Source organism: Streptomyces sp. NPDC058678 (genome assembly GCF_042714835.1).
Taxonomy (GTDB): Bacteria; Actinomycetota; Actinomycetes; order Streptomycetales; family Streptomycetaceae; genus Streptomyces.
Genome location: NZ_JBHXSG010000076.1, coordinates 1 through 26,012, shown reverse-complemented (window position 1 = coordinate 26,012; position 26,012 = coordinate 1). Strand labels below are relative to the sequence as shown.

At 71.4% G+C, this 26,012-nt stretch carries 23 protein-coding genes; 17 read left to right on the top strand and 6 right to left on the bottom strand.

The annotated features are described in order from the left end of the window. Nucleotides 1-4: 4 nt before the first annotated feature. Nucleotides 5-1,645, bottom strand: a complete 1,641-nt coding sequence (locus ACFWWR_RS41320) for a PucR family transcriptional regulator (RefSeq protein ID WP_384309140.1) — start codon at nt 1,643-1,645, stop codon at nt 5-7. 61 nt (nt 1,646-1,706) lie between these two features. Between ACFWWR_RS41320 and ACFWWR_RS41315 the strand changes: the two genes are divergently transcribed. Further along, nucleotides 1,707-2,663 (top strand): LLM class F420-dependent oxidoreductase, encoded by a 957-nt coding sequence (locus ACFWWR_RS41315; RefSeq protein ID WP_383875220.1) that lies wholly within the window; start codon nt 1,707-1,709, stop codon nt 2,661-2,663. On the opposite strand, the gene ACFWWR_RS41310 is transcribed toward ACFWWR_RS41315, so the two are convergent. Next, on the bottom strand, nt 2,650-4,032 hold the full coding sequence (locus ACFWWR_RS41310) for an FAD-binding oxidoreductase (RefSeq protein ID WP_384309138.1): 1,383 nt from the start codon (nt 4,030-4,032) through the stop codon (nt 2,650-2,652). The two genes, ACFWWR_RS41315 and ACFWWR_RS41310, sit on opposite strands and share 14 nt — an antisense overlap. A 65-nt stretch (nt 4,033-4,097) precedes the next feature. Then, entirely contained in the window at nt 4,098-5,900 is a 1,803-nt protein-coding gene (locus ACFWWR_RS41305) for a glycoside hydrolase family 15 protein (protein WP_383875223.1), read from the bottom strand. A 523-nt stretch (nt 5,901-6,423) separates the two neighbouring features. On the opposite strand from ACFWWR_RS41305, the gene ACFWWR_RS41300 reads away from it, so the two are divergent. The 11 genes from ACFWWR_RS41300 (at nt 6,424) to ACFWWR_RS41250 (ending at nt 19,497) form a co-directional block, all read left to right on the top strand. Continuing rightward, complete coding sequence (locus ACFWWR_RS41300) at nt 6,424-8,085, top strand: CTP synthase (protein ID WP_383875225.1); 1,662 nt, start codon at nt 6,424-6,426, stop codon at nt 8,083-8,085. 85 nt (nt 8,086-8,170) lie between these two features. Continuing rightward, entirely contained in the window at nt 8,171-8,797 is a 627-nt protein-coding gene (locus tag ACFWWR_RS41295) for an NUDIX domain-containing protein (protein ID WP_383875227.1), read from the top strand. A gap of 161 nt (nt 8,798-8,958) precedes the next feature. Then, a complete protein-coding gene (locus ACFWWR_RS41290) occupies nt 8,959-11,070 on the top strand; it encodes a tetratricopeptide repeat protein (protein WP_384309135.1) in 2,112 nt (703 codons plus the stop codon). A gap of 136 nt (nt 11,071-11,206) precedes the next feature. Beyond that, entirely contained in the window at nt 11,207-12,331 is a 1,125-nt protein-coding gene (gene ald, locus ACFWWR_RS41285; RefSeq protein ID WP_383875231.1) for an alanine dehydrogenase, read from the top strand. A gap of 426 nt (nt 12,332-12,757) precedes the next feature. Beyond that, entirely contained in the window at nt 12,758-13,894 is a 1,137-nt protein-coding gene (locus tag ACFWWR_RS41280) for a ParA family protein (RefSeq protein WP_383875233.1), read from the top strand. Further along, entirely contained in the window at nt 13,879-14,463 is a 585-nt protein-coding gene (locus ACFWWR_RS41275; protein WP_383875235.1) for a hypothetical protein, read from the top strand. Before ACFWWR_RS41280 ends, ACFWWR_RS41275 begins: the two co-directional genes overlap by 16 nt. 18 nt (nt 14,464-14,481) lie before the next feature. Beyond that, a complete protein-coding gene (locus ACFWWR_RS41270) occupies nt 14,482-15,567 on the top strand; it encodes a segregation and condensation protein A (protein ID WP_384309132.1) in 1,086 nt (361 codons plus the stop codon). Continuing rightward, the gene (scpB, locus tag ACFWWR_RS41265) at nt 15,564-16,238 is read left to right on the top strand and encodes an SMC-Scp complex subunit ScpB (protein ID WP_383875238.1); all 675 of its coding nucleotides are present in this window, start codon (nt 15,564-15,566) and stop codon (nt 16,236-16,238) included. The genes ACFWWR_RS41270 and scpB overlap by 4 nt, the downstream gene beginning before the upstream one ends. Next, the gene (locus ACFWWR_RS41260; protein ID WP_384309130.1) at nt 16,238-17,359 is read left to right on the top strand and encodes a pseudouridine synthase; all 1,122 of its coding nucleotides are present in this window, start codon (nt 16,238-16,240) and stop codon (nt 17,357-17,359) included. The genes scpB and ACFWWR_RS41260 overlap by 1 nt, the downstream gene beginning before the upstream one ends. Before the next feature lie 393 nt (nt 17,360-17,752). Then, nucleotides 17,753-18,484 carry an NUDIX domain-containing protein gene (locus ACFWWR_RS41255; protein ID WP_384309128.1) on the top strand — a complete coding sequence of 244 codons (732 nt, stop codon included), beginning with the start codon at nt 17,753-17,755 and terminating at the stop codon, nt 18,482-18,484. Beyond that, entirely contained in the window at nt 18,481-19,497 is a 1,017-nt protein-coding gene (locus ACFWWR_RS41250; protein WP_384309125.1) for an ADP-ribosylglycohydrolase family protein, read from the top strand. The genes ACFWWR_RS41255 and ACFWWR_RS41250 overlap by 4 nt, the downstream gene beginning before the upstream one ends. A gap of 4 nt (nt 19,498-19,501) precedes the next feature. Here ACFWWR_RS41250 and ACFWWR_RS41245 read toward each other — a convergent pair whose 3' ends face one another. The 3 genes from ACFWWR_RS41245 to ACFWWR_RS41235 are packed head-to-tail and all read right to left on the bottom strand — an operon-like array spanning nt 19,502 to nt 21,189. Beyond that, entirely contained in the window at nt 19,502-19,924 is a 423-nt protein-coding gene (locus tag ACFWWR_RS41245; protein ID WP_383875246.1) for a Rieske (2Fe-2S) protein, read from the bottom strand. Next, complete coding sequence (locus ACFWWR_RS41240; RefSeq protein ID WP_383875248.1) at nt 19,921-20,505, bottom strand: DUF6529 family protein; 585 nt, start codon at nt 20,503-20,505, stop codon at nt 19,921-19,923. The genes ACFWWR_RS41245 and ACFWWR_RS41240 overlap by 4 nt, the downstream gene beginning before the upstream one ends. Before the next feature lie 18 nt (nt 20,506-20,523). After that, nucleotides 20,524-21,189 (bottom strand): hypothetical protein, encoded by a 666-nt coding sequence (locus ACFWWR_RS41235; protein WP_384309122.1) that lies wholly within the window; start codon nt 21,187-21,189, stop codon nt 20,524-20,526. A 234-nt stretch (nt 21,190-21,423) separates the two neighbouring features. Here ACFWWR_RS41235 and aroH point away from each other — a divergent pair, with 234 nt between their 5' ends. From aroH to der, 5 genes are all read left to right on the top strand, one after another. Continuing rightward, nucleotides 21,424-21,786 carry a chorismate mutase gene (gene aroH / locus ACFWWR_RS41230; RefSeq protein WP_266442119.1) on the top strand — a complete coding sequence of 121 codons (363 nt, stop codon included), beginning with the start codon at nt 21,424-21,426 and terminating at the stop codon, nt 21,784-21,786. Then, nucleotides 21,783-22,868 (top strand): prephenate dehydrogenase, encoded by a 1,086-nt coding sequence (locus ACFWWR_RS41225; protein ID WP_384309119.1) that lies wholly within the window; start codon nt 21,783-21,785, stop codon nt 22,866-22,868. Before aroH ends, ACFWWR_RS41225 begins: the two co-directional genes overlap by 4 nt. A gap of 137 nt (nt 22,869-23,005) precedes the next feature. Continuing rightward, on the top strand, nt 23,006-23,692 hold the full coding sequence (gene cmk, locus ACFWWR_RS41220) for a (d)CMP kinase (RefSeq protein WP_383875252.1): 687 nt from the start codon (nt 23,006-23,008) through the stop codon (nt 23,690-23,692). Between the two features lie 62 nt (nt 23,693-23,754). Continuing rightward, nucleotides 23,755-24,342: a lysophospholipid acyltransferase family protein gene (locus tag ACFWWR_RS41215; protein WP_384309143.1), complete on the top strand. Its 588-nt coding sequence runs from the start codon at nt 23,755-23,757 to the stop codon at nt 24,340-24,342. A gap of 76 nt (nt 24,343-24,418) precedes the next feature. Beyond that, complete coding sequence (gene der / locus ACFWWR_RS41210; protein WP_383875254.1) at nt 24,419-25,894, top strand: ribosome biogenesis GTPase Der; 1,476 nt, start codon at nt 24,419-24,421, stop codon at nt 25,892-25,894. Nucleotides 25,895-26,012 lie beyond the last annotated feature (118 nt).

Here is a 26,012-nt window from a genome sequence, read left to right as displayed (position 1 = left end):
CTGGCTAGGGCACTAGCCGACGCGCCCGCAGGGCCAGGCTCAACGCCAGTACCGTCTGCGGGTCGTCGAGGTCGGTGCCCAGCAACTCGCCGATACGGGCCAGGCGGTTGTACAGCGTCTGCCGGTTGAGGTGGAGTTCGCGTGCCGTCTCCGCCTTGCGGCCCGCGTGCGCCAGATACGTCTCCAGGGTGGGCAGCAGCGGCGGCTTGGAGCGGTTGTCGTGGTCGCGGACGGGACCGATGGCGCGGTCCACGAAGGCCGCCAGATCCGGATCGTCGCGCAGCCGCCACAGGAGCAGGTCGATGTCGAGCCGGCGGGCGTCGTACCACGGCCGGTCCGACAGCCCCTGTGCCGCCGTAGCCGTCTCCGCCGCGTGCCTGAGGCCCGCCGAGGCCGCCGCCCAGCCGCCCGCCACCCCGACCACCACCACCGGCGGCTGCGCCCCCGGCCGTTGCATGCCGGCCCGCTCCACGCCCGTCCTGAGCGCCGCCGCGACCCGGTCCGCGACCGCCGACCGCTCCGACTCCGAACGCAGGCCCACGAGCAGCGGAACGCGGCCTTCCACGGGGCGTACGCCCAACAGGACCGGCACCCCCACCAACGCCAGTTCCTCCGCGACCGCGCGCGCCAGGACCGCCCACCCGCCGCCGGGAGAGAGGGCGTCCCCGACACGCATCACCACCGGCAGCAGCCGGCTGCCGCCCGGTTTGAAGCCCAGCACGCGGGCCTGGGCGGGCGCGTCCTCCGCCGCGACGCGTCCCTCGGCCAGGTCGGTCAGGAAATCCCCCCGCCCTCGGGCCGCCAGCTCCTCCTCCTGCCGGGCCTGCATCAGGACCACGGCCAGGATGCCCGCGGCCCGCTCGGCGGCCATCCGGTGCACGGGGGCGAGCGGAGCGCGGACGGGGAGCAGGACGAGGCGGGCGCGGACCGAGCCCGTTCCCGGCCCGCCGCCCGGCACGTCCACCAGGACCGAGCCCGCGGGCGGGGTGTCCTTGTGCTGGCCGCGCAGCCCCTCCCACACCTGGAGCGGATCCGCGCCCTCGGGGCCGGCCCCGGCGGCGTACAGGAGCAGGCCGTCCGTCGTCTCCAGGAAGACCGGGTTGCCGGCGAAGTCGGCCAGGATGCCGAGCACCTGGGGGATACCGCCGCCGCCGAGCAGGGCCTCGGTACACCTCCGGTGCACCTCCTCCGCCCGCTGGAGCAGCGCGTAGTGGCCGTTGACGATCTCGGTGTGGATCTCCTCGGTGACCGCCACGAAGGCCACCTCGCGGTGCAGTTGGACCAGTGGCAGCCCGGCCGCGCGTGCCGTGTCGACGAGGGCGGCGGGCAGCCGCGTGAAGCGCGGGCCCAGCTCCACGACGAGGGCCGCGATACCGCGCTCGGCGAGGGTGCGCACGAACGCGCGCTGTTCGGCCGGACGGGCGCCCAGGGCGTAGCCGGTCGTCAGCAGCAGTTCGCCGCCCTTGAGGAGCGAGGCGATGTTGGGCACCTCGCCCGCGTGCACCCAGCGCACGATCCGCTCCAGCCGGTCCGCACCCGCGAGGACCTCGGGCAGCCCGCTGCGCAGGCCGGGCAGCTCCAGAGCCCGCTGCACGGTGATCCCGGCACCCCGGCTCTCGAATCGGTGGTCCGTACGGCTGTCCATGCAGCGGACGCTACCTGCGACGCACCGGGTTGGGGAGATCGCCGCCGGGTAGCGGCGGGGCATGGACATCAGCGTGGTCGCCGTGGGGCGCGAGGACGACAGTCCGGTCGACGAGCCGGTGCGGGTGGCGGTGCTCGCCGACCGGCTCGGGTATCGCGAAGTGTGGGCCGGTGAGGGCCCGACCTGGGACTCCTTCGTGCTGGCCACGGCGATCGGCCGGGCCACCGAGCGGGTCGCGCTCACCGCCGGGCCGGTCCCGGTGTCGGTGCGCGACCCGTTCACCATCGCCCGGGGTACCGCGGGCGTCGCGGCCCTCACCGGCCGCCCGGCCGGGGTGGCGCTGGGCACGTCCAGCAAGCGGGTGGTGGAGGGCGTCCACGGGCGCGCGCGGGTCCGGCCGGCGGCCGTGATGGAGGAGAGCGCGGCGGCCGTACGGCGGTTTCTGCACGGTGTGCCGGGGGAGCCGGTCGTGCCGGACAGCTCCTTCCGGCGCCGGCTCCCGCCGCCCGGCGGCCTGCTCACCGTGGCGGCGTTCGGCGACCGCGCGATCGCCACGGCCGCCGCGCACGCCGACCGCATGCTGCTCGACCTCGTCTCGCCGGAGCAGGTGCGCGTACTGCGGGCCAAGCTGCTCACGGCGGCCGAGCTGGCCGGCCGCACCCCGCCCACGCTGGCCGCCTGGCTGCCCGCGGCCGTCGATCCGGAGCCGGAGTCCCTCGCCCAGGTCCTGGGCAGCATCGCCGGGTATCTGACCGTGCCGGGCTACAGCGACATGTTCACCGCGGCGGGCCTGGGCGAGGCGGTGCAGCTGGCCGCGGCCGGCGCCGACCGGGACGCCCTGCTGCGCGCGCTCCCGCCCCGGGCCGCGGGCGCGGTCGGTCTGGTCGGGGACCTCGACGCCGTACGAGCCCGGATCGACGCCTACGCCGAGGCCGGGCTCGACGAGATCGCGCTGGTCCCGGCCACGGCGGGTGACGCGGCGGGGGAGCGGACGCTGACCGCGCTCAGGCCGGCGTGATGTTGTGGTTGAAGCGGTAGACGTTGTCCGGGTCGTACTGCCGCTTGACCGCCGCCAGCCGCCGGGCGTTCTCGGCGCCCAGCCCGGCCTCCACCCGGTCCGTGCCCTCGTCGCCGATGAAGTTGAGGTAGACCGCGCCCGTGCTCCACGGCTGGACGTCGGCGCGCACGTTTCGGACCCACTGGATGGCGCGGTCGTCGTCGGCCGGGTCCTCCCAGGCCGCGAACGGGTGCACCGCCCACGGCGCGTCCCGGTACGGCACGGGATAGTCGTGCGGCCCGTCGGCGATCGCGCCGCCCTGCGGGAACAGCACGTGCTGGGTGCCGGACGGTACGGGCATGGAGTGCGCGCGGTCGCAGAAGACGTCCACGAAGTCGTCGGGCGCCTGCGAGACGTACTCCGCCGACCAGTAGTTCCGCAGCCCGGGCGGATCGTCGATCATGCACTGGACGTCGGCGTACGGCATCGCCCCGACGATCTCCGCCTCGTGCGGCAGCGCCAGCAGCGGCTCGGCGAGCTTGCGCATGTCATCCTCGCCGCCGGCGTACGTCAGCAACATCCCGCACAGCAGCGTGCCGACCAGGTGCGGCGGGACGAACTCCTCGGGCGGTCCGGTGAGATAGATGACACCGCCGGCCGCCTCAACCGGGGCGACCGCGATCAGGTCGCGGTAGGTGCGGACGACCTCGGGGCCGTGCTCCGGCAGGTACAGCAGCAGGGCGATGGAGAACGCGGGCAGTTCGTGCAGCTTCAGCGTGATCGCGGTGGCGATGCCGAAGTTGCCGCCGCCGCCGTGCAGGGCCCAGAACAGCTCGGGGTTCTCGTCGGCGTTCGCGTGGATCCGGTTGCCGTCGGCGGTGACCAGCTCGACGCCGAGCAGGTTGTCGACGGCGAGCCCGCAGCAGCGGTCCAGCCAGCCCGTGCCGCCGCCCAGGACGAAGCCCCCGACGCCGGTCGTGGAGGCCCGGCCGCCGGTGGTGGCGAGATCGTAGGGCTGGGTGGCGCGGTCGAGATGGCTCATCGTGGCACCGCCGCCGACCCGTACCGCCTCGGCTGCCGGGTGGACGGTCACCTCGTGCATCCGCCGTAGATCGACGACCAGCCCGCCGTCGTTCAGCGCCATGCCGGCCACGCTGTGCCCGCCACCGCGGACCGCGATGTTCAGGTCCAGCTCCCGCCCGAAGCGCACGGCCCGAACGACGTCGTCCTCGTCCACGCACTGCGCGATCACCGCCGGCCGCCGGTCGATCATGCCGTTGTGGACGGTCCGGGCCTCGTCGTAGCCCGGATCCCCGGGAGCGAACGCCTCACCGGCCAGATCCTCGCGCAGCGCGGCGAGAGCCGCGCCCGCCTTCGAGAGGGAAGCCATGGCCGCCCCCTTCCGTGCGGGGGGTTGGGCTTCCAGCCTAGGCGGGAGCGGCGGGCCGGTCCTGTTCAGCCGCCGTAGGCTCCCGAGGCCGTCAGACGCAGGGCCGTGTCGATCAGTGGCACGTGGCTGAACGCCTGCGGGAAGTTGCCGACCTGGCGTTGCAGGCGCGAGTCCCACTCCTCGGCCAGCAGCCCGAGGTCGTTGCGCAGGGACAGCAGCTTCTCGAACAGCTTGCGGGCCTCGTCGACGCGGCCGATCATCGCGAGGTCGTCGGCCATCCAGAACGAGCAGGCGAGGAAGGCGCCCTCGTCGCCGGGCAGGCCGTCGACGCCCTCGCTCTTGCCGTCCGTCGGGTAGCGCAGGATGAAGCCGTCCGACGTGGACAGCTCGCGCTGGATCGCCTCGATCGTCCCGATCACGCGCTTGTCGTCGGGGGGCAGGAAGCCCATCTGCGGGATCAGCAGCAGGGAGGCGTCCAGCTCCTTCGAGCCGTACGACTGCGTGAAGGTGTTGCGCTCCTTGTCGTAACCCTTCTCACACACGTCCCGGTGGATGTCGTCGCGCAGTTCGCGCCACTTCTCCAGCGGGCCGTCCGCGTCGCCGGACTCGATCAGCTTGATCGTCCGGTCGACGGCGACCCAGGCCATCACCTTGGAGTGCACGAAGTGGCGGCGCGGGCCGCGCACCTCCCAGATGCCCTCGTCCGGCTCGTCCCAGTGGTCCTCCAGGTAGCGGATCAGCTTCAGCTGGAGCAGGGACGCGTAGTCGTTGCGGGCCAAGCCCGTCATGTGGGCCAGGTGCAGGGCCTCGGTCACCTCGCCGTACACGTCCAGCTGGAGCTGGTGCGCGGCGCCGTTGCCGACCCGGACCGGCCCCGAGTTCTCATAGCCCGGCAGCCAGTCCAGCTCCGCCTCACCCAGCTCCCGCTCGCCCGCGATGCCGTACATGATCTGCAGGTTCTCCGGGTCGCCGGCGACCGCCCGCAGCAGCCACTCGCGCCAGGCGCGGGCCTCCTCGCGGTAGCCGGTGCGCAGCAGGGAGGACAGGGTGATCGCCGCGTCCCGCAGCCAGGTGTAGCGGTAGTCCCAGTTGCGGACGCCGCCGATCTCCTCCGGCAGGGAGGTGGTCGGGGCGGCGACGATGCCGCCCGTCGGGGCGTACGTCAGCGCCTTCAGTGTGATCAGGGAGCGGACCACAGCCTCGCGGTACGGGCCGTGGTACGTGCAGTGCTCGACCCAGTCCCGCCAGAAGTCCTCCGTGGCCTCCAGGGACTGCTCCGGCTCGGGCAGCGGCGGCGGCTGCTTGTGCGAGGGCTCCCAGGAGATGGTGAACGCGATCCGCTCGCCCGGGGCCACCGTGAAGTCCGCGTAGGTCGTCAGCGACTTGCCGTAGGTCTCGGCCTCCGTGTCGAACCACACCGAGTCGGGACCGGCGACGGCCACCGTACGGCCCTCGTGCTTGTGCACCCACGGGACGACCCGGCCGTAGGAGAAACGCATCCGGAGCGCCGAGCGCATCGGGACGCGGCCCGAGACACCCTCCACGATCCGGATCAGCTGCGGGGCGCCGTCACGCGGGGGCATGAAGTCCGTCACACGGACCGTGCCGCGGGGGGTGTCCCACTCGGATTCCAGGATCAGGGAGTCGCCGCGGTAGCTGCGCCGGGCCGCGGTGGGCGGTTCGGCGTCGGCCGCGTGGGCGGGTCCCAGCCGCCAGAAGCCGTGTTCCTCGGTGCCCAGCAGACCGGCGAAGATGGCATGCGAGTCGAAGCGGGGCAGGCAGAGCCAGTCCACCGTGCCGTCCCGGCAGACCAGGGCAGCGGTCTGCATGTCTCCGATGAGTGCGTAGTCTTCGATGCGCCCGGCCACGTGCAACTCCAGTCGAACGGCCACGTCGCCCCCGGGAAAATACGGGGGGCTGTCGCTAGTGCGGTCAAGGGGTGTGTGTCATGCGTCGTTGAGCGATGAAGCAAAACAGGCCGTGGTGCCGTGAGGCAAAACGACAACTGTTGCTCAACGATCTGACGAGCTCTCGTTGTTCCGGTGCTTACGGGCGGGGGTGGTGCCGTGTTGCCGGCCTGGCTCGCTCAGCGAGTGTCCGAGCAGGATACGACGCACCTAGATGATCCGCGTGCCGCTCCGGGCAACGCAGGTGCGCCGAACGGGTGAGCAACGGGTGAGAAACGCGTGAGGTCCTGCGGGCTGTGTCGACGTGTGTGCGGAGCGTGGCCGGAAGCCATCTCCTCCGGGCGCTGATACCCTGGTAGCCCGTGGACCGGTGGGCTCGAAACCCCCGAACCGCAGCGAGGGCTCCTCCAGAAAAACCCGGTGTCTCCGGGCCGGAAGCCGCCCCGCACCCCCAGACCGCGACCACGGGAGCCCCCTCTTGGCCATGACGCCCAAATCCACGACGACCAAGCACATCTTCGTCACCGGGGGTGTCGCCTCCTCGCTCGGCAAGGGCCTGACGGCCTCCAGCCTCGGCATGCTGCTCAAGGCGCGGGGCCTGCGCGTCGTGATGCAGAAGCTCGATCCGTATCTGAACGTCGACCCGGGCACGATGAACCCCTTCCAGCACGGTGAGGTGTTCGTCACCAACGACGGCGCCGAGACCGACCTGGACATCGGCCACTACGAGCGTTTCCTCGACCGTGACCTGGACGGCTCCGCCAACGTCACCACCGGCCAGATCTACAACACGGTGATCGCAAAGGAGCGCCGCGGCGAGTACCTGGGCGACACCGTGCAGGTCATCCCGCACATCACCAACGAGATCAAGCACCGCATCCGCCGCATGGCGACGGACGAGGTCGACGTGGTGATCACCGAGGTCGGCGGCACGGTCGGCGACATCGAGTCGCTGCCGTTCCTGGAGACGGTCCGCCAGGTGCGGCACGAGGTCGGTCGCGACAACGTATTTGTGGTGCACATCTCGCTCCTGCCGTACATCGGCCCCTCGGGGGAGCTGAAGACGAAGCCGACCCAGCACTCGGTTGCGGCCCTGCGCAACATCGGTATCCAGCCGGACGCGATCGTGCTGCGCTGCGACCGCGAGGTCCCGACCGCGATCAAGCGCAAGATCTCGCTGATGTGCGACGTCGACGAGGCAGCCGTGGTCGCCTGCCCCGACGCCCGCTCGATCTACGACATCCCCAAGACCGTGCACGGCGAGGGCCTGGACGCCTACGTCGTCCGCAAGCTGGACCTCGCGTTCCGCGACGTGGACTGGACGACCTGGGACGACCTGCTCGACCGCGTCCACAACCCCGACCACGAGATCACCCTCGCCCTGGTCGGCAAGTACATCGACCTGCCCGACGCCTACCTCTCGGTCACCGAGGCGCTGCGCGCGGGCGGCTTCGCCAACAAGGCCCGCGTGAAGATCAAGTGGGTCACCTCGGACGACTGCAAGACCCAGGCCGGCGCCGCCCAGCAGCTCGGTGACGTCGACGGCATCTGCATCCCCGGCGGCTTCGGCGACCGCGGTGTGCTCGGCAAGGTCGGCGCCATCCGCTACGCCCGTGAGAACAAGATCCCGCTGCTCGGACTCTGCCTGGGCCTGCAGTGCATCGTGATCGAGGCCGCCCGGAACCTGGCCGACATCCCCGACGCCAACTCCACCGAGTTCGACGCGGCCACCGGCCACCCGGTCATCTCCACCATGGCCGAGCAGCTCGACATCGTCGCCGGCGAGGGAGACATGGGCGGCACGATGCGCCTGGGCATGTACCCGGCCAAGCTGGCCGAGGGCTCGATCGTGCGCGAGGTGTACGACGGCAAGGAGTACGTCGAGGAGCGCCACCGGCACCGCTACGAGGTGAACAACACCTACCGCGCCGAGCTGGAGAAGAAGGCGGGCATCCTGTTCTCCGGCACCTCGCCGGACGGCAAGCTCGTCGAATACGTCGAGTACCCGCGCGATGTCCACCCCTACCTGGTCGCGACGCAGGCGCACCCGGAGCTGCGCTCGCGCCCGACGCGTCCGCACCCGCTGTTCGCCGGTCTCGTGAAGGCGGCGGTCCACAGGACAGAGACCGCGCGGAAGAATTCGTAGCAGCACAACAGTTGTACGGTGGCCGGGGCGCGCGCATTCAAAAGGTGGGCGTCCCGGCCTCTTCACGCACGTGGAAGGACAGGGCATGACGATCAAGGACACCCCCGAGGCGTGGGAGATCCGGTCCACCGAGACTCCTTTCGTGGGCAACAAGACCTCCGTCCGCACGGACGAGGTGGTCATGCCCGACGGTTCGGTGGTAGGACGCGACTACCAGGTCCACCCCGGCTCCGTGGCCGTCGTCGCCCTCGACGGCGAGGACCGTGTCCTGCTCATCAAGCAGTACCGGCACCCGGTGCGGCAGAAGCTGTGGGAGATCCCGGCCGGCCTGCTCGACGTCCCCGGCGAGAACCCCCTGCACGCGGCCCAGCGCGAGCTGTACGAGGAGGCGCACGTCAAGGCCGAGGACTGGCGGGTCCTCACCGACGTGTACACGACGGCCGGCGGCTGTGACGAGGCCGTACGGATCTTCCTCGCCCGCGATCTGTCCGAGGCCGACGGGGAGCGCTTCGAGGTGGAGGACGAGGAGGCCGACATGGAGCACGCACGCGTGCCGGTCGACGAGCTCGTCCGGGGCGTGCTCGCGGGGGAGCTGCACAACAACTGCCTCGTCGTCGGTGTGCTGTCGCTGGTCGCCGCGCGCGGTGGGGACGGGCTCGACGCGCTGCGCCCGGCCGAGGCGCCCTGGCCCGCGCGACCCTTCGAGTCCTGAACCCACACACCCCGCCGCTGATGTGACCATCGGCTGATCCGATCGGGGGACGTGTCCGCCGCGCTCCACACGGAACGTAGCAGAGCGTGAACTAGGCTCTGGAAACGCCCGAACCGGAGTCCCGGCGGGCTTGCGCGTGCGGTGGGACGGGAGTGTGGCCCGTGACGGATCAGGCGGTGGACACAGGCGGCGTGCAGCTGTCCGGAGACGCTGCTGCGGAGACCCGATTCCTGGGCCGTACAAGAGAGTTGAAAGAACTCCGCGCCGACATCGAGCGCGCCGGCCTGGACACCATCTCCGGCCGCAAGGCCCCCCGCGCGCGCGTGCTCCTCATCGCGGGCAAACCCGGCTCGGGCCGTACGGCGCTCGCCGAGGAACTCGTACGGCAGGTCGCGGACCGTTACCGGGACGGCGTGCTCAGGGCCCGGCTCAGCGAGCCCGACGGCACGCCCGTGCCGACCGAGTTCACCGCCCGCGAACTGCTGGCCGCCCTGGAGCTGCCGACGCCCGCAGGGGCCGCCGAGGACGACCTCACGGCGGCCCTCCGCGAGGCCCTCGCCGACCGCCGGGTGCTGCTCCTGCTCGACGACGCGGCCACCGCCGAGCAGGTCGACGCCCTGCTGCCGGACACGCCGGACTGCCTGGTCGTGGCCGTCTCGGGAGGGCCGCTGACCGGGATCGCGGACGTCCGCCCGTGCACCCTGGGCGGCCTCGACATCAAGTCCGCCGTCGATCTGCTGTCCCGGCACACCGGCTCCGTCCGTATCACCGTCGATCCCCGGGCCGCCGAGGGCCTGGTCGAGGAGTGCCAGGCCCAGCCCGCCGCGCTGACGCTCGCCGGCGGCTGGCTCGCCGCCCGCCCCAAGGCGGCCGTCGCCGACCTCGCCAAGCACCTGCACACGGAGGGTGACGAAGGGGCGACCCCGCTCAGCAGGGTCTTCCGGCTCGCCTACACGTCCCTGGCCGCTCCGGCCGCGCGGATACTGCGACTGCTCTGCCTCGCCCCTGCCGGCCTGGTCGACCCGCAGACCGCCTCCGCGCTCGCCGGCTGCTCGGTGGACGGCGCCCGCACCACCCTGGACGACTTCGTCGCCCTCGGCCTGCTGCACGCCGTGCCCTCGCCGCTGCCGCAGTACGAGGTGCCGGGCTGCCTGCAGCCGCTGCTGAAGGCGCTCGCCGAGTCCCACGACCGCCCCGCCGAGCTCCAGCTGGCCCGGGCCCGGATGCTGGAGCGGACCGTACGGCTGCTGCAGTCCTGCCGGGCGATCACCGAGACCGACGACCCCGAGACGCGCGAGAAGCTCCAGGGCATGCCGCGCTCCGTGCGCTTCCCGAGCCCGAGGGCGGCCGCCGACTGGCTGAGCATCCGCAGGCCCGCCCTGCTCGCCGCGGCCCGCCTCGCGGTCGCCGACGGCGAGCTGGACACCCTCGCCCGGCGCCTGATGTCCCAGCTCGTGCGGGCGATGGTCGCCCACTTCGGCACCCAGGCCGCCGCACCCGACCTGTACGGCATCCACCGCCTCGTCCTCGACGTGGCCGAGCGCCGCGAGCTGCCCCGCGAGAAGGCGGCCGCCCTGCTGAACCTCGCCGACCTGGACGCCCGGACCGGCCGCACCACGGACGCCCTGGCCCGGTATCGGGCGGCTCTGGATGCCGGACGGGAGGCGAACGACCCGTACGCGACCGGCCGCGCGATGGAATCCGTAGGCGGCGCCCACCTGGAGCTCGGGGACTACGACCGGGCCGCCGACTGGTACGGCCGGGCCCTCGTCCAGCGCCTCGCCCGGGACGAGCGCGCCGACGCCGCGCGGCTGTACGGCCGTATCGCCGCGGCCCACACCTACGCGGGCCGGTACGGCGAGGCGCAGCGCAACTGGCGGGCCGCGGTCGCCGGGTACCGCAAGAACGGCGATGTGGCCGCCCACGCACGGGCGTTGAGCGAACTCGCGCGCGTCCAGGAGTACGCCGGACGGCCCGAAGAATCGTTGCGCACCTGCCAGGAGGCCGTGGAGTGGGCGCGTCGCGCCGAGGACGTACGCCTGCAGGCCGCACTGCAGTTGCGGCTCGCCGACACGCTGGAGCACCTCGGTGATCCGACGGCGGCGGACCTGCACCGGGGCACGGCCGAGCGGTTGCTGGGGGAGGAGCTCCAGGAGCCCGACGCCGGGGCCGGGGGCGCCGGTACAGCGCCCGATTCGGTGCCGGAACCCCTCGATCTACCGGAACACGGTGCTAACGCCTGCGAAATCCGTAGTACATCCACTGAAGATTGATGCAATGAAAGGCTAGACAGCGGGAACACCTTCATTAGACTGGCTCTGCCGCACCTTCTCCTGCGGTGCATCCCGGTGTGCCCTTGCATGCCTGGGTATGTCTTGCAATGCCCCGACATCCTCTGAGCCAAGGACCGTGATCGACGTGAAGGTCGGCATCCCCCGCGAGGTCAAGAACAACGAGTTCCGGGTGGCCATCACCCCCGCCGGCGTGCACGAGCTGGTGCGCCACGGCCACCAGGTCGTCATCGAGCGCGATGCCGGTGTCGGTTCCTCGATCACGAACGACGAGTACGTCGCCGCCGGCGCGCAGATCCTTCCGACCGCCGACGAGGTGTGGGCCACCGCCGACCTGCTGCTCAAGGTCAAGGAGCCCATCGCCGAGGAGTACCACCGCCTCCGCAAGGACCAGACGCTCTTCACCTACCTGCACCTGGCCGCCTCCAAGGAGTGCACGGACGCCCTCATCGAGTCCGGCACCACCGCGATCGCGTACGAGACGGTCGAGCTGCCCAGTCGCGCGCTCCCGCTGCTCGCTCCCATGTCCGAGGTCGCCGGCCGCCTCGCCCCGCAGGTCGGTGCCTACCACCTCATGGCCGCGAACGGCGGCCGTGGTGTGCTGCCCGGCGGTGTCCCTGGTGTGCTGGCCGGCCGGGCCGTCGTCATCGGCGGCGGCGTCTCCGGCTGGAACGCCGCGCAGATCGCCATCGGCATGGGCTTCCATGTGACGCTGCTCGACAAGGACATCAACAAGCTCAAGGAGGCCGACAAGGTCTTCGGTACGAAGATCCAGACCGTCGTCTCCAACGCCTTCGAGCTCGAGAAGGCCTGCCTGGAGGCCGACCTCGTCATCGGTGCCGTCCTCATCCCGGGCGCCAAGGCGCCGAAGCTGGTCACCAACGAGCTCGTGTCGCGCATGAAGCCCGGAAGTGTCCTTGTCGACATCGCGATCGACCAGGGCGGCTGCTTCGAGGACTCCCGTCCGACCACCCACGCCGAGCCGACCTTCCCGGTCCACAACTCGGTCTTCTACTGCGTCGCCAACATGCCCGGCGCGGTGCCCAACACCTCCACCTACGCCCTCACCAACGCGACGCTTCCGTACATCGTCGAGCTCGCCGACCACGGCTGGGCACAGGCGCTGCGCCGGGATTCCGCTCTGGCCAAGGGGCTCAACGCCCATGACGGCAGGGTCGTTTACCGGGAGGTCGCCGAGGCGCACGGCCTGGAGCACGTGGAGCTGGAGACGCTGCTCGGCTGAGCGCCCGGAGCTCGAAGCGGCAGTTCGCCGTCGCTAAGTCACCATTAGGTAAAAGGCGATACGTCAACACAGGTCGTCAACACCGCGCACCAGGCCGGACCTTGCCCGACAAAGGTCCGGCCCGGTGTGTGTATGGTCACTTTGCGGCTCTAGGTCAACTCGCCTCGAACGTAACCCTTGAACCGATTCGTACACCGGTGAAACCTACCGTGCGACGGCCGTACGCCCTTGACAGAGGGATGTTTCATTGCCGACACATCCTGCCGGGTCCGGCGGATTGTGTTGCTGCGGACGCCCGACACGCCATAGAGTCGCCAACCGTCGGCATGGTGCCACGCTGACCTGTCTAGAAATTTCCTGGTCACCAAGGAGGTAAGACGACTTGTGAATGAGTCGACATTTTCTCCCGGGGGTGGTCAACCAGGAATGCCTGCACGGGCCGAGGGCCCCGCGGGGTTCGAGGCTGTCGGCTCCGTTGCGGTGCGCACCTTCACAGCCCACCAGAGTCACCGGATCTCAGGGGTGACTCAGCCAGCACACCAGAGCATGGATGGCCATCACGTGAACGCCATGGCCGGCGACGGAAGTGGCGCGCCCCACAACCACTTCGCCGACTACGACGAACTGCCCGACGGGCACTTCTACGATCCCGACGCCGAGTACGAGCCCGACCCCGAGTACGCGGCCACGCTCGCGCCCGACGCTGCCCGTCAGCGCCGTGAGCGCATCGGCCCGACCGGTCGTCCGCTGCCGTACTTCCCGATCCCGGGTCCGCTGACCGATCACGGACCCGCGAAGATCATCGCGATGTGCAACCAGAAGGGCGGCGTCGGCAAGACGACGTCCACCATCAACCTGGGTGCCGCCCTCGCGGAGTACGGCCGTCGTGTGCTGCTCGTGGACTTCGACCCGCAGGGCGCGCTGTCGGTGGGTCTCGGTGTCAACCCGATGGAGCTCGACCTCACGGTCTACAACCTGCTCATGGAGCGGGGCATGGCGGCCGACGAGGTGCTCCTGAAGACAGCGGTCCCCAACATGGACCTGCTGCCCAGCAACATCGACCTGTCCGCCGCCGAGGTCCAGCTGGTCTCCGAGGTGGCGCGCGAGTCGACGCTGCAACGCGCCCTGAAGCCGCTCATGGCCGACTACGACTACATCGTGATCGACTGTCAGCCCTCGCTCGGCCTGCTCACGGTGAACGCCCTGACGGCCGCGCACAAGGTGATCGTGCCCCTGGAGTGCGAGTTCTTCGCCCTCCGCGGTGTCGCGCTGCTGACGGAGACCATCGAGAAGGTCCAGGAACGGCTCAACCCGGAGCTGGAGCTCGACGGGATCCTCGCCACGATGTACGACTCCCGCACGGTGCACAGCCGTGAGGTGCTCGCGCGCGTGGTGGAGGCGTTCGACGACCACGTCTACCACACGGTCATCGGGCGCACGGTCCGCTTCCCCGAGACCACGGTCGCCGGCGAGCCGATCACCACGTACGCCTCCAACTCCGTCGGTGCCGCCGCCTACCGCCAGCTCGCCAGGGAGGTGCTCGCCCGGTGTCACGCCGAGTGAGTCTGCCGGGGGCCGACGAACTGTTCCGTACGACAGGGGGAACGGCGCTCCAGGCGTCCACTCCCCGGCGTGGGGCCAACGGAGAGGCCCGGGTGCCGGCCCCCGCGGGGGAGTCCGACGGGGCCGCGGCGACATCGCCTGCGTCCTCGTCCGAGGACGGACCGCAGTCGGTACCCGCCCAGGGCGGTGACGGCGACGGCGCGGAGCACGTGGCGACCGACGCGGAGCCGGCCGAGACCGGCGAGTCCCGCAGCCGGGGCTCGGACCGCTCCGGACGTCGTCAGGACACGCAGGAAGGTTCTGCCTCGGGTGCCGCGCCACGCGGCAAGCGCGGACGGGCGGCCTCACGTCGGCCCAGCGGGCGGGAGCGGCACGACGAGAAGATCACGGTGTACGTGTCCGCCGAGGAGCTCATGGATCTGGAGCACGCGCGTCTGGTGCTCCGCGGCGAGCACGGGCTGGCGGTCGACCGCGGACGGATCGTCCGTGAGGCCGTTGCCGTCGTGCTGGCCGACCTGGAGTCCCGCGGGGACGCAAGCATCCTCGTACGACGGCTGCGCGGGCGGTAGCGGTAGCCTGCGGGGGCCATGACCTCGAACGACGTGCCCCCCGTCTCCGGCGCCACCGCCGGCCGTCGGCGTGCGCTGGGGAAGGGGCCGGGGGCGAATCGAGCTCCTCTCGAGGCCCCGGCTCCGGTGGAGGAGCCGCCCGTTACGGAGCCTCCCGCTCCTTTTGCGGAGGCTCCGGCCCCCGAAGGGCCGCAGACTCCCGCAGGGCCTTCCGCTGCGGCAGGGCCTTCTGCTCCGGCAGGAGTTCCTGCTCTCGCAGAGCCGCCCGTCCCCGTGGCGGCCGAGGAATCCTCCGACGGCATCTTCAAGGTCCGGCTCTCCAACTTCGAGGGGCCCTTCGACCTGCTCCTCCAGCTGATCTCCCGGCACAAGCTGGACGTCACCGAGGTCGCCCTGTCCAAGGTGACCGACGAGTTCATGGCCCACATCAGGGCGATGGGCCCGGACTGGGACCTCGACCAGACGACCGAGTTCCTGGTCGTCGCGGCCACGCTGCTGGACCTCAAGGCCGCGCGGCTGCTGCCCGCCGCCGAGGTGGAGGACGAGGCCGACCTGGCGTTGCTGGAGGCCCGGGACCTGCTGTTCGCGCGGCTCCTGCAGTACCGCGCGTACAAGCAGATCGCCGACATCTTCAGCGGACGCCTCGACGAGGAGGCCCGCCGCTACCCCCGTACCGTCGGACTCGAACCGCACCACGCCGAGCTGCTGCCCGAGGTCGTCATCAGCATCGGCGCGGAAGGGTTCGCGAAGCTCGCCGTCAAGGCGATGCAGCCCAGGCCCAAGCCGCAGGTGTACGTCGACCACATCCACGCGCCGCTGGTGAGTGTCCAGGAGCAGGCCGGGATCGTCGTCGCGCGGCTCAAGGAGCTGGGGGAGGCGAGCTTCCGGACGCTGGTCGAGGACACCGACGACACCCTGACCGTCGTGGCGCGCTTCCTGGCCCTGCTGGAGCTGTACCGGGAGAAGGCCGTGGCCCTCGACCAGGAGACCGCTCTCGGGGAGCTGCTCGTGCGCTGGACCGGTGGGGAGGGGGACGCCCAGCCCGTGGTCACCGACGAGTTCGACCGGCCGCCCGAGGTGCCCAAGGAGGAGAAGAAACCGTGAGCGAGGAGAACACCGACGTCCCGGCCGGGCCGCGCACAGTCGCCGACCTCGACCTCAAGCCGGCCCTGGAGGCCGTGCTCATGGTCGTGGACGAGCCGGCGACCGAGGAACACCTGGCGAAGATCCTCCAGCGGCCCAGGCGCCAGATCGGGGACGCGCTGCGGGAGCTGGCCGACGAGTACACCGTGCAGGGGCGCGGCTTCGAGCTGCGGCTGATCGCCGGCGGCTGGCGTTTCTACAGCCGTCCCGAGTACGCGGCGGCCGTCGAGGGCTTCGTCCTGGACGGCCAGCAGGCCCGGCTCACCCAGGCCGCCCTGGAGACCCTGGCAGTGGTCGCCTACCGCCAGCCGGTCAGCCGGAGCAGGGTCTCGGCGGTCCGCGGAGTCAACTGTGACGGCGTGATGCGCACCCTCCTCCAGCGCGGTCTGGTCGAGGAGGCGGGCACGGAACCCGAAACAGGTGCGATCCTTTACACGACGACGAACTATTTCCTGGAGCGGATGGGCCTGCGCGGTCTGGACGAGCTCCCGGAGCTCGCGCCCTTCCTCCCAGAGGCGGAGGCGATCGAGGCCGAGACCCAGGAAGCCGTACCGTCGTTCGATCCGGATGCTCCGGAGCCGGACGACGGTCCCAGGACGAACATGCCGAACACGACAACGACGGAACTTTGATGCGAAGCAGTGGCAGCGGTAGCGGTAGCGGCAAGAGCGGTGGGCGCGGTAACCCCCGCGGGGCCGGCAACAACAGGGGCCAGAAGCCTGGACCGGGCAAGGCGCAGGGCCAGGGCAAGAGCCAGGGCCAGGGCCAGGGTCAGGGCCGTCCCAGCAAGCCCCGCCCCGAGGAGCGCCGCTACGACGTGGGCCCCAGCGCGTCTCACGAGGGCCCGAAGGCGGGGCGCGGTGGCGCGGCCCGCGGCGGCGCCAAGGGAGGGCCGAAGAGGCCCCAGCAGCGCGGGCGGTCGGCCCCGGCGACCTCGCGCGAGTACGAGACACGGGCCGAGGAGCGCAACCGCGAGCGGTACGCCGACAAGAAGGACGTCAAGCTGCCCAAGACCTTCCCGGGCGCCGAGCAGGAGGGTGAGCGGCTGCAGAAGGTCCTCGCGCGCGCGGGCTACGGCTCCCGGCGTGCCTGCGAGGAGCTGATCGAGCAGGCGCGGGTCGAGGTCAACGGCGAGATCGTCCTGGAGCAGGGCAAGCGGGTCGACCCGGAGAACGACGAGGTCAAGGTCGACGGCCTGACAGTCGCGACCCAGTCGTACCAGTTCTTCTCGCTGAACAAGCCGGCCGGTGTGGTCTCGACGATGGAGGACACCGAGGGCCGGCAGTGCCTCGGCGACTACGTCACCAACCGCGAGACGCGGCTCTTCCACGTCGGGCGGCTCGACACCGAGACCGAGGGTGTCATCCTGCTCACCAACCACGGCGAGCTGGCGCACCGGCTGACCCACCCCAAGTACGGCGTGAAGAAGGTCTACCTCGCGCACATCGTGGGCCCGATCCCGCGCGACCTGGGCAAGCAGCTCAAGAACGGCATCCAGCTGGAGGACGGGTACGCGAAGGCGGACCACTTCCGGGTCGTCGAGCAGACCGGCAAGAACTACCTCGTCGAGGTCACCCTCCACGAGGGCCGCAAGCACATCGTCCGCCGCATGCTGGCCGAGGCCGGCTTCCCGGTCGACAAGCTGGTCCGCGTCGCCTTCGGTCCCATCACTCTGGGCGACCAGAAGTCGGGCTGGCTGCGGCGGCTGTCGAACACCGAGGTCGGCATGCTGATGAAGGAAGTCGACCTGTAGTCCCGCCTCTTCACGCGCGCGTGCGGCCGGTCCCGGATTTCTGTCGGGGCCGGCCGATTCGTTTTCCCTCACGGACCGCGACGAGTTCGTCGGATCCCCATCAACACGTGTGTCTGACGGCGCTGGAGAGCCGTACGCGGCGTCCGCTGCCCTCGGGGGCCGGGCGGGCCCTCGGACGCGCCTGAGGAGCCGCTGAGCGCCCCGGCGACGGACGTCCCGTGGCTGCAGCCGCTCCCGACTCCCTCGTCGACCCCGCACTGCGCGATACGGCTCACCGGACGCCTTCCACGCGGTGGCGGTGGTGGCGGGGTTCGCACCGCGTCGCCCCCAGGGGGTTGTGGAGCCGCACCCGCCTCTTTATAGTCGTATTGACTATTAAGAAGGTGGGTGCGGGTGAACGGCGGCAAGGAGGTCTACGACAAGTACGCCCACGAGCCCTTCGCCGTCACCGTCGACCTCGCCGTGCTCACCCTGCGCGCGGGCGTGTTGCAGGTACTGCTCGTCGAGCGCGGACAGGAACCGTGCGCCGGGCACTGGGCGTTGCCCGGCGGCTTCGTGCAGCCGGACGAGTCGGCGGAAACGGCCGCTCGGCGGGAGCTCGCCGAGGAGACCGGCCTCGCGGACGTGTCCGGGCTGCACCTGGAGCAGCTGCGGACCTACAGTGAGCCCGACCGGGACCCCCGGATGCGGGTCGTGTCGGTCGCGTTCGCCGCACTGCTGCCCGACCCGCCCGAACCGCACGGCGGCAGTGACGCGGCGCAGGCCCGCTGGGTGCCGTACGCCTCCGTCCGGCCGCTCGCCTTCGACCACGACCGGATCCTGGCCGACGCCCATGAACGCGTCGGCGCCAAGCTCGAGTACACCTGCCTCGCCACCGCCTTCTGTCCGCCCGAGTTCACGCTCGGCGAGCTGCAGCAGGTCTACGAGACCGTGTGGGGCACCGCGCTCGACCGGCCCAACTTCCGGCGCAAGGTGCTCGCCACGCCCGGGTTCGTCGAAGCGGTACCCGGTGCCGCCCGGCTGACCGGCGGCCGTGGCAAACCGGCCGCGCTGTACCGGGCGGGTCCGGCCACCGCCCTGCAACCGCCTCTCCTCCGACCGTCCCGGGAAGGACGCCCCGCATGACCACGACCCTCACCAAGCGCGCCGCCACGGGGGCGCTCATCGGGCTCGCCCTCGGTGACGCTCTCGGCTTCCCGACCGAGTTCAACGACGTGCCGTCGATCCTCGCCAAGTGCGGCCCGTGGCGGGAGATGGCGCTGCCGACGCCCGCGATCGTCACCGACGACACGCAGATGACGCTCGCCCTGGGGAAGGGGCTGCGGACGGCGATGGACCGGGGGGTGCTCGGGCCCGACATGGCCGAGCCCGTGCGGCGGGAGTTCATCGCCTGGAACCGCTCCCCGGAGAACAACCGGGCCCCGGGCAACACCTGCCTGCGGGCCTGCGCGCTCCTCGAACGTCCGGACCTGCCCTGGCAGGACGCCAGCCAGATCGGCTCCAAGGGCTGCGGCGCGAACATGCGGGTCGCGCCCGTCGGTCTGGTCCCGGGGCTGAGCGACGAACAGCGCGCGGGCGCCGCCCAGTTGCAGTCCGCCCTCACGCACGGGCATCCGACGGCACTCGCCGCCTCCGACCTCACCGCGCACGCCGTACGGCTGCTCGCGCACGGGGCCGAGCCCGGGGAACTGGTCGGGCTGCTGCGGTCGTACGCCGTGGAGAACCGGAGCCGGTACCACGAGCGCTGGCTCGGAGACCTGTGGACGCGCAGTCAGGACCCCGGCCCCGAGCATTTCATCGCCCGGGGGTGGGACGAGTGCCTGGCGATCCTGGACCGCCTTCAGGAGGCCCTGCGCACGCCCTCGCCCGAGACCGACCCGTGCCTGGCCACCGGTGAGGGGTGGATCGCCGAAGAGGCCATGGCGACCGGGCTGTTGAGCTTCCTGCTCTTCGCCGACGAGCCGGTGACCGCCCTGCGCCGGGCCGCCTGCACGGCCGGCGACTCGGACTCGATCGCGTGCCTCGCGGGTGCCTTCGCCGGCGCGTACCTGGGTGCGGAAGCCTGGCCGTCCGAGTGGGCGGACCGGATCGAGTACCAGGGCGAGCTGGTGACCCTCGGGGCGCTCTGGGACGCCTGACGGGTCAGGCCAGGGTGATCGACTCCCCGGACACCTTGATCTGCTTCTCGGGCAACGGCTTGGTCGCCGGAGGCTTGGCCACCGAACCGTCCGTGATGCTGAACTTGCTGCCGTGGCAGGTGCAGTTGATGGTGCCGTCGGAGACGTTGGCCACCGGGCACTGCTGGTGGGTGCAGATGTTCGAGAAGGCCTTGAACTCGCCCTCCTTCGGCTGGGTGACGACGATCCTCTCGTCCGGGAAGATCGTGCCGCCGCCGACCGGGATGTCGCTCGTCTTCGCCAGTTCCTGCCCGGCGGAGGCGTCGACGGACGAGGGTGCACCGGTGTCCTCGTCGGAGCCCTCGTCGCCGTACTCGCTGCACCCGACGGTCAGTGCCGCCGCACCCGTCGCGAGAAGAATCGTGCGCCGCGTCGGGCCTTGAGTCATGTCGTCACTCCGAAGGTGCGGAAGAACCAGAGGGCAGAGGTGAGCCAGATGATCGTGAGCCCGGTGAAGACCAGGCCGCCGACGAGGGGCAGCAGCCAGCCGGGCAGTCGCTCCGAGCGGAGCAGCAGCATCTTGGCACTGAAGGCACCGAAGAAGAAGCAACCCAGCAGAGAGTGCCACAAAACGCGCGATTCGTACGTCTGGTAGCCGAAGGCGTACAGGCAGTGCACCGCGACCGGAACCGACAGCAGGAACGCCACCCGGCCCGACCAGCGGTGCAGGGCCGGTGACCAGCGGGGGCCCGGCAGTCTGCCGTACACCATCGCCGCCGAGACCACCTGGACGAGTGCGAAGAAGAACGCCGCGGTGGCCAGCCACGACTTCACCGCCCCGGTGCTGCTGAAGCCGGCCAGGTTGAAGGCGGTCCCGGCCGGGTCGTGGACCTTGCCGTACACGCCGAGGCCCACCGCCACCGCGGCGGCGACGAGCGCCGGCACCAGGTAGCGGGCGGGGTGCGGGCGGCGGTGGCGGGGCTCCGGGGAGGGGAAGTTCTGGGTGGCGGCGTTCGGGTCGACGGTCATGAACGACTCCGGGAAGGGTCAAGGGGTGACGGGGCGTGCCGTGAGCTGCTGTCCGTCGACCGTCACCGCGCCGGTCTCCGGGTCGATCCGCGGTGCCGGGGAGGGCTCGTCGTCGCGGGTGAGGATGCCGACCTGCCGGCCGTCCGGCAGGACGATCCAGCCGCCGTCGACCTTCGCGCCGCGTACCGTCGCCGTGGCCCGGTACAGCCCGGACGGCTTCTTCGCCTTGTCGGCGGTGAAGGCGTACCGGTCGCCGTCGATGTCGACGGTGCCGCTGATCCGCTTGCCCTCCTTGATGGTGCCGTTCAGCTCGGCGCCGTGCTTGCCGGTGAGCTTCATGGTGCCGTCGTCCTCGACGTCCCCCTTCAGCCAGGACTCCTTCGCGCGGCCGTCGCAGAAGTACGCGATCGCCTTGCCGTCGCTCAGCGTCACGGCGACGGCGGCGGAGTCGTCGGTGGTACGGCCCGCGTAGTCGCCGTCGGGGACCTGGGTGCGGGAAGGGGACGGCGAGGACGGTGAAGGGGACGCGGTCGTCCTGGTGGGCGTCGGGGAGGCCGTGGCCTCCGGTGACTCGGCGTACGAGGTGGAGGCGCTCTTCGTCCCCGTCGTCGCGTTCAGCGACAGCATGAAAAGGCCGAGCAGCAGTCCCGCGAGCAGAGTGACGAGTGGTCCGGAGCGCTTCATGAAGGGCCTCCCCCGAGGCGAGCTTCCTGCCATGAGAGCGGAACGGGGGCCCCGAGTCCAGAGGCGCACGGGGGCTTTCTCACCCCAAGTAGCGGAATTGGGCGATACGAGTGACATGGGCGGGGTTCGCCGCAGGACGCGCCCCGTCTCAGCGGGCGGGCGCCGCGCACCGGCCCCACGTGGGCTGACTAGGCTGGATGCACCAAGAGCCGTACATCAGCAAGGAGCATCGTCGTGGCGGTACGAGCGGTGAGGGGCGCCGTCCAACTCGAGCGGGACGAGGCCGGCCACATGGACGAGCAGGTCGGGGCCCTGCTCACCGCGGTCCTGGAGCGCAACGGGCTCACCCCCGACGACCTGATCAGCATCTGGTTCACGGCCACGCCCGACCTGCACAGCGACTTTCCGGCCGCCGCGGCCCGCAAGCTCGGCATCGTGGACGTCCCGCTGATCTGCGCCCAGGAACTGGACATCGAGGGCGCCATGCCCCGCGTCGTCCGCGTCCTCGCGCACATCGAGTCGGACCGGCCCCGCGCCGACATCGCGCATGTCTACCTCGGCGCCGCGGCCGCCCTGCGCAAGGACATCGCCCAGTGAGAACCGCCCTCGTCATCGGCACCGGCCTGATCGGTACGTCCGCCGCCCTGGCCCTGTCCCAGCGGGGCGTCGTCGTCCACCTCGCCGACCACGACCCGGAACAGGCCCGCACGGCGACCGCGCTCGGCGCCGGCACCGACGAGGCGCCCGAACAGCCCGTCGACCTCGCGATCGTCGCCGCCCCGCCCGCCCACGTGGCCGCGGTGCTCGCCGACACGATGCGCCGGGGCGTCGCCCGCGGCTACCTCGACGTCGCCAGCGTCAAGGGCGGCCCGCGCCGCGAGCTGGAGGCGCTCGGCCTTGACCTGTCCTCGTACATCGGCACCCATCCGATGTCGGGCCGCGAGAAGTCGGGCCCGCTGGCCGCCACCGGCGACCTCTTCGAGGGCCGCCCCTGGGTGCTGACGCCGACCCGGGACACCGACACCGAGGTGCTGAACCTCGCCCTGGAACTGGTCTCGCACTGCCGTGCCGTGCCGGTCGTCATGGACGCCGACGCCCACGACCGTGCCGTCGCCCTCGTCTCCCACATGCCCCACCTGGTCTCCAGCATGGTCGCCGCGCGCCTGGAGAACGCCGAGGAGGCCGCCGTACGGCTGTGCGGGCAGGGCATCCGGGACGTGACCCGGATCGCCGCGTCCGACCCCGGGATGTGGATCGACATCCTGTCCGCGAACCCCGGGCCGGTCGCCGACCTCCTGGGGGACGTCGCCGCCGACATCGAGGAGACGGTCCGGGCGCTGCGCGCGCTGCAGTCCTCCGACGAGGACAAGCGGCGCGAGGGCACCGTCGGCATCGAGGGCGTCCTGCGGCGCGGCAACGCGGGCCAGGTCCGCGTACCCGGCAAGCACGGGTCGGCCCCGCGGGCTTACGAGGTCGTGGCCGTCCTCATCGACGACCAGCCGGGCCAGCTGGCCCGCATCTTCGCGGACGCGGGGATGGCCGGGGTCAACATCGAGGACGTACGGATCGAGCACGCGACCGGGCAGCAGGCCGGTCTGGTGCAGCTGATGGTGGAGCCGAAGGCGGCGCCGGTCCTGACGGCGGCACTGCGGGAGCGGGGCTGGGCCATCCGCCAGTAGGAAGTCCCTCGGCAATCCGCCGGTGACGAGGCCTCCGGATCCGCCCGTCAAGGAGGCCTCCGGCGAGCCAGTAACCTTGTGCGGGGTGCTTTTGCGTCCCCGCACACTCCCACCACGCACCAGGAAGGTGTCCCCCCGTGGAAAACGGCGCCGCCCCGCCCGTGATTGTCGCCATAGACGGCCCCTCCGGCACGGGCAAGTCGAGCACGTCGAAGGCCGTCGCCGCCCAGCTCGGCCTGAGCTACCTCGACACCGGCGCCCAGTACCGGGCGATCACCTGGTGGATGGTGAGCAACGGGATCGACATCGACGACCCGTCGGAGATCGCCGCGGCGGCCGGCAAGCCCGACATCGTCTCCGGCACCGACCCGGCGAACCCCACGATCAGGGTCGACGGCACCGACGTGGCCGCCCCGATCCGCACCCAGGAGGTCACCTCCAAGGTCAGCGCGGTCAGCGCGGTGGCGGAGGTGCGCGCCCGGATCACCGAGCTGCAGCGCTCCATCGCGGCCACTGCAGAGCAGGGCATCGTCGTCGAGGGCCGCGACATCGGCACCACCGTGCTGCCCGACGCCGACCTGAAGATCTTCCTCACCGCCGCGCCGGAGGCGCGGGCCGCCCGCCGCAGCGGTGAGCTGAAGGGCGCCGACGTCAACGCCACCCGCGAGGCCCTGATCAAGCGGGACGCGGCCGACTCCAGCCGCAAGACCTCGCCGCTCGCCAAGGCGGACGACGCGGTCGAGGTGGACACCACCGAGCTCACACTGGCGCAGGTCATCGAGTGCGTCGTCACGCTCGTCGAGGAGAAGCGGGCCACGAAGTGAGCGTTGCGTCCGTGCCCTCGGAAAAGGGCGCCGAGGTCGGGCGGCGTATCGGCGTCGGCCTGATGTACGGCCTGTGGAAGCCGCGGGTGCTCGGCGCCTGGCGGGTCCCCGCCACCGGCCCGGTGATCCTCGCCGTCAACCACTCCCACGTCATCGACGGCCCGATGGTCATGGGCGTGGCGCCCCGGCCCACGCACTTCCTGATCAAGAAGGAAGCGTTCATCGGGCCGCTCGACCCCTTCCTGCTCGGCATCGGGCAGGTCAAGGTGGACCGTGACACCACCGACCGTAGGGCGATCACCCAGGCACTGGGCGTGCTCGCCGACGGCGGCGTCCTCGGGATCTTCCCGGAGGGCACCCGCGGCGAGGGCGACTTCGCCGCACTGCGCGCCGGGCTCGCGTACTTCGCCGTACGCGGCGGTGCCCCGATCGTCCCGGTCGCCGTACTGGGAAGTTCCGACCGGCCCGGACGGTTGGCAAAGGAGCTGCCCGCGCTGCGCAGCCGCGTCGACGTCGTCTTCGGCGACCCGTTCGAGGCCGGCGACGGCAGCGGACGACGTACGCGCAAGGCGCTCGACGAGGCGACCGAACGCATCCAGAAGCAGCTCACCGCACACCTGGAAAACGCCAGGCGCCTGACCGGGCGCTAGGCGACACTGAGTAGTGGATCAACCCGGAGAAAACGGGTGCTCCACCGATCACCACGATGAACGAGGTACGGACTTCATGAACGACCACATCCACTCCGACGGCTCGGGCGAGGAGCACGACCACGGAGCGCTTGGCGACGCCGAGTACGCGGAGTTCATGGAGCTCGCCGCGGAAGAGGGCTTCGACGTCGAGGACGTCGAGGGGGCGATCGAGGCGGCCGGTCACGGGCCGCTGCCCGTTCTCGCCGTCGTCGGCCGCCCGAACGTCGGCAAGTCGACTCTGGTGAACCGCATCATCGGCCGCCGCGAGGCCGTCGTCGAGGACAAGCCCGGCGTCACCCGCGACCGCGTCTCCTACGAGGCCGAATGGGCGGGCCGCCGCTTCAAGCTCGTCGACACCGGCGGCTGGGAGCAGGACGTCCTCGGCATCGACGCCTCGGTGGCCGCACAGGCCGAGTACGCGATCGAGGCGGCCGACGCGGTCGTGTTCGTCGTGGACGCCAAGGTCGGCGCGACCGACACCGACGAGGCGGTCGTACGACTGCTGCGCAAGGCCGGCAAGCCCGTGGTGCTGGCCGCCAACAAGGTCGACGGCCAGAGCGGTGAGGCCGACGCCGCCTACCTGTGGGCCCTGGGCCTCGGCGAGCCGCACCCCATCTCCGCGCTGCACGGCCGCGGCACCGGCGACATGCTGGACGCCGTCCTGGAAGCCCTGCCGGAGGCGCCCGAGCAGACCTTCGGCACCGCGGTCGGCGGTCCGCGCCGCATCGCCCTCATCGGCCGCCCGAACGTCGGCAAGTCCTCGCTGCTCAACAAGGTGGCCAACGAGGAGCGCGTCGTCGTCAACGAGGTCGCGGGCACCACCCGCGACCCGGTCGACGAGCTGATCGAACTCGGCGGCATCACCTGGAAGTTCGTCGACACGGCGGGCATCCGCAAGCGCGTCCACCTCCAGCAGGGCGCCGACTACTACGCCTCGCTGCGCACCGCGGCAGCCGTGGAGAAGGCCGAGGTGGCGGTCATCCTGATCGACGCCTCCGAGCCCATCTCGGTCCAGGACCAGCGCATCGTCAGCATGGCCGTGGACGCGGGCCGCGCCCTCGTCATCGCCTACAACAAGTGGGACACCCTCGACGAGGAGCGCCGCTACTACCTGGAGCGCGAGATCGAGACCGAGTTCGGCCAGGTCGCCTGGGCGCCCCGGGTGAACGTCTCGGCGCTCACCGGACGCCACATGGAGAAGCTGGTCCCGGCGATCGAGACGGCACTGGCCGGCTGGGAGACCCGTGTCCCCACGGGCCGACTGAACGCCTTCCTCGGCGAACTGGTCGCCGCCCACCCGCACCCGATCCGGGGCGGCAAGCAGCCGCGCATCCTCTTCGGCACCCAGGCCGGCACCAAGCCCCCGCGGTTCGTGCTCTTCGCCTCCGGCTTCATCGAGGCGGGCTACCGGCGCTTCATCGAGCGCCGCCTGCGCGAGGAGTTCGGCTTCGAGGGGACGCCGATCCACATCTCGGTGCGGGTGCGCGAGAAGCGCGGCAGGAAGAAGTGACGCAGGCATGAAAGAGGGCGGCCCCCCGACCGGGGGGCCCCCCGCATTAATGCCACATCCCCCGCGCCGTCCGGGCGGCCGCCCCCCCGGTACGGGGTGGAACCCGGGGCTGTGCTGC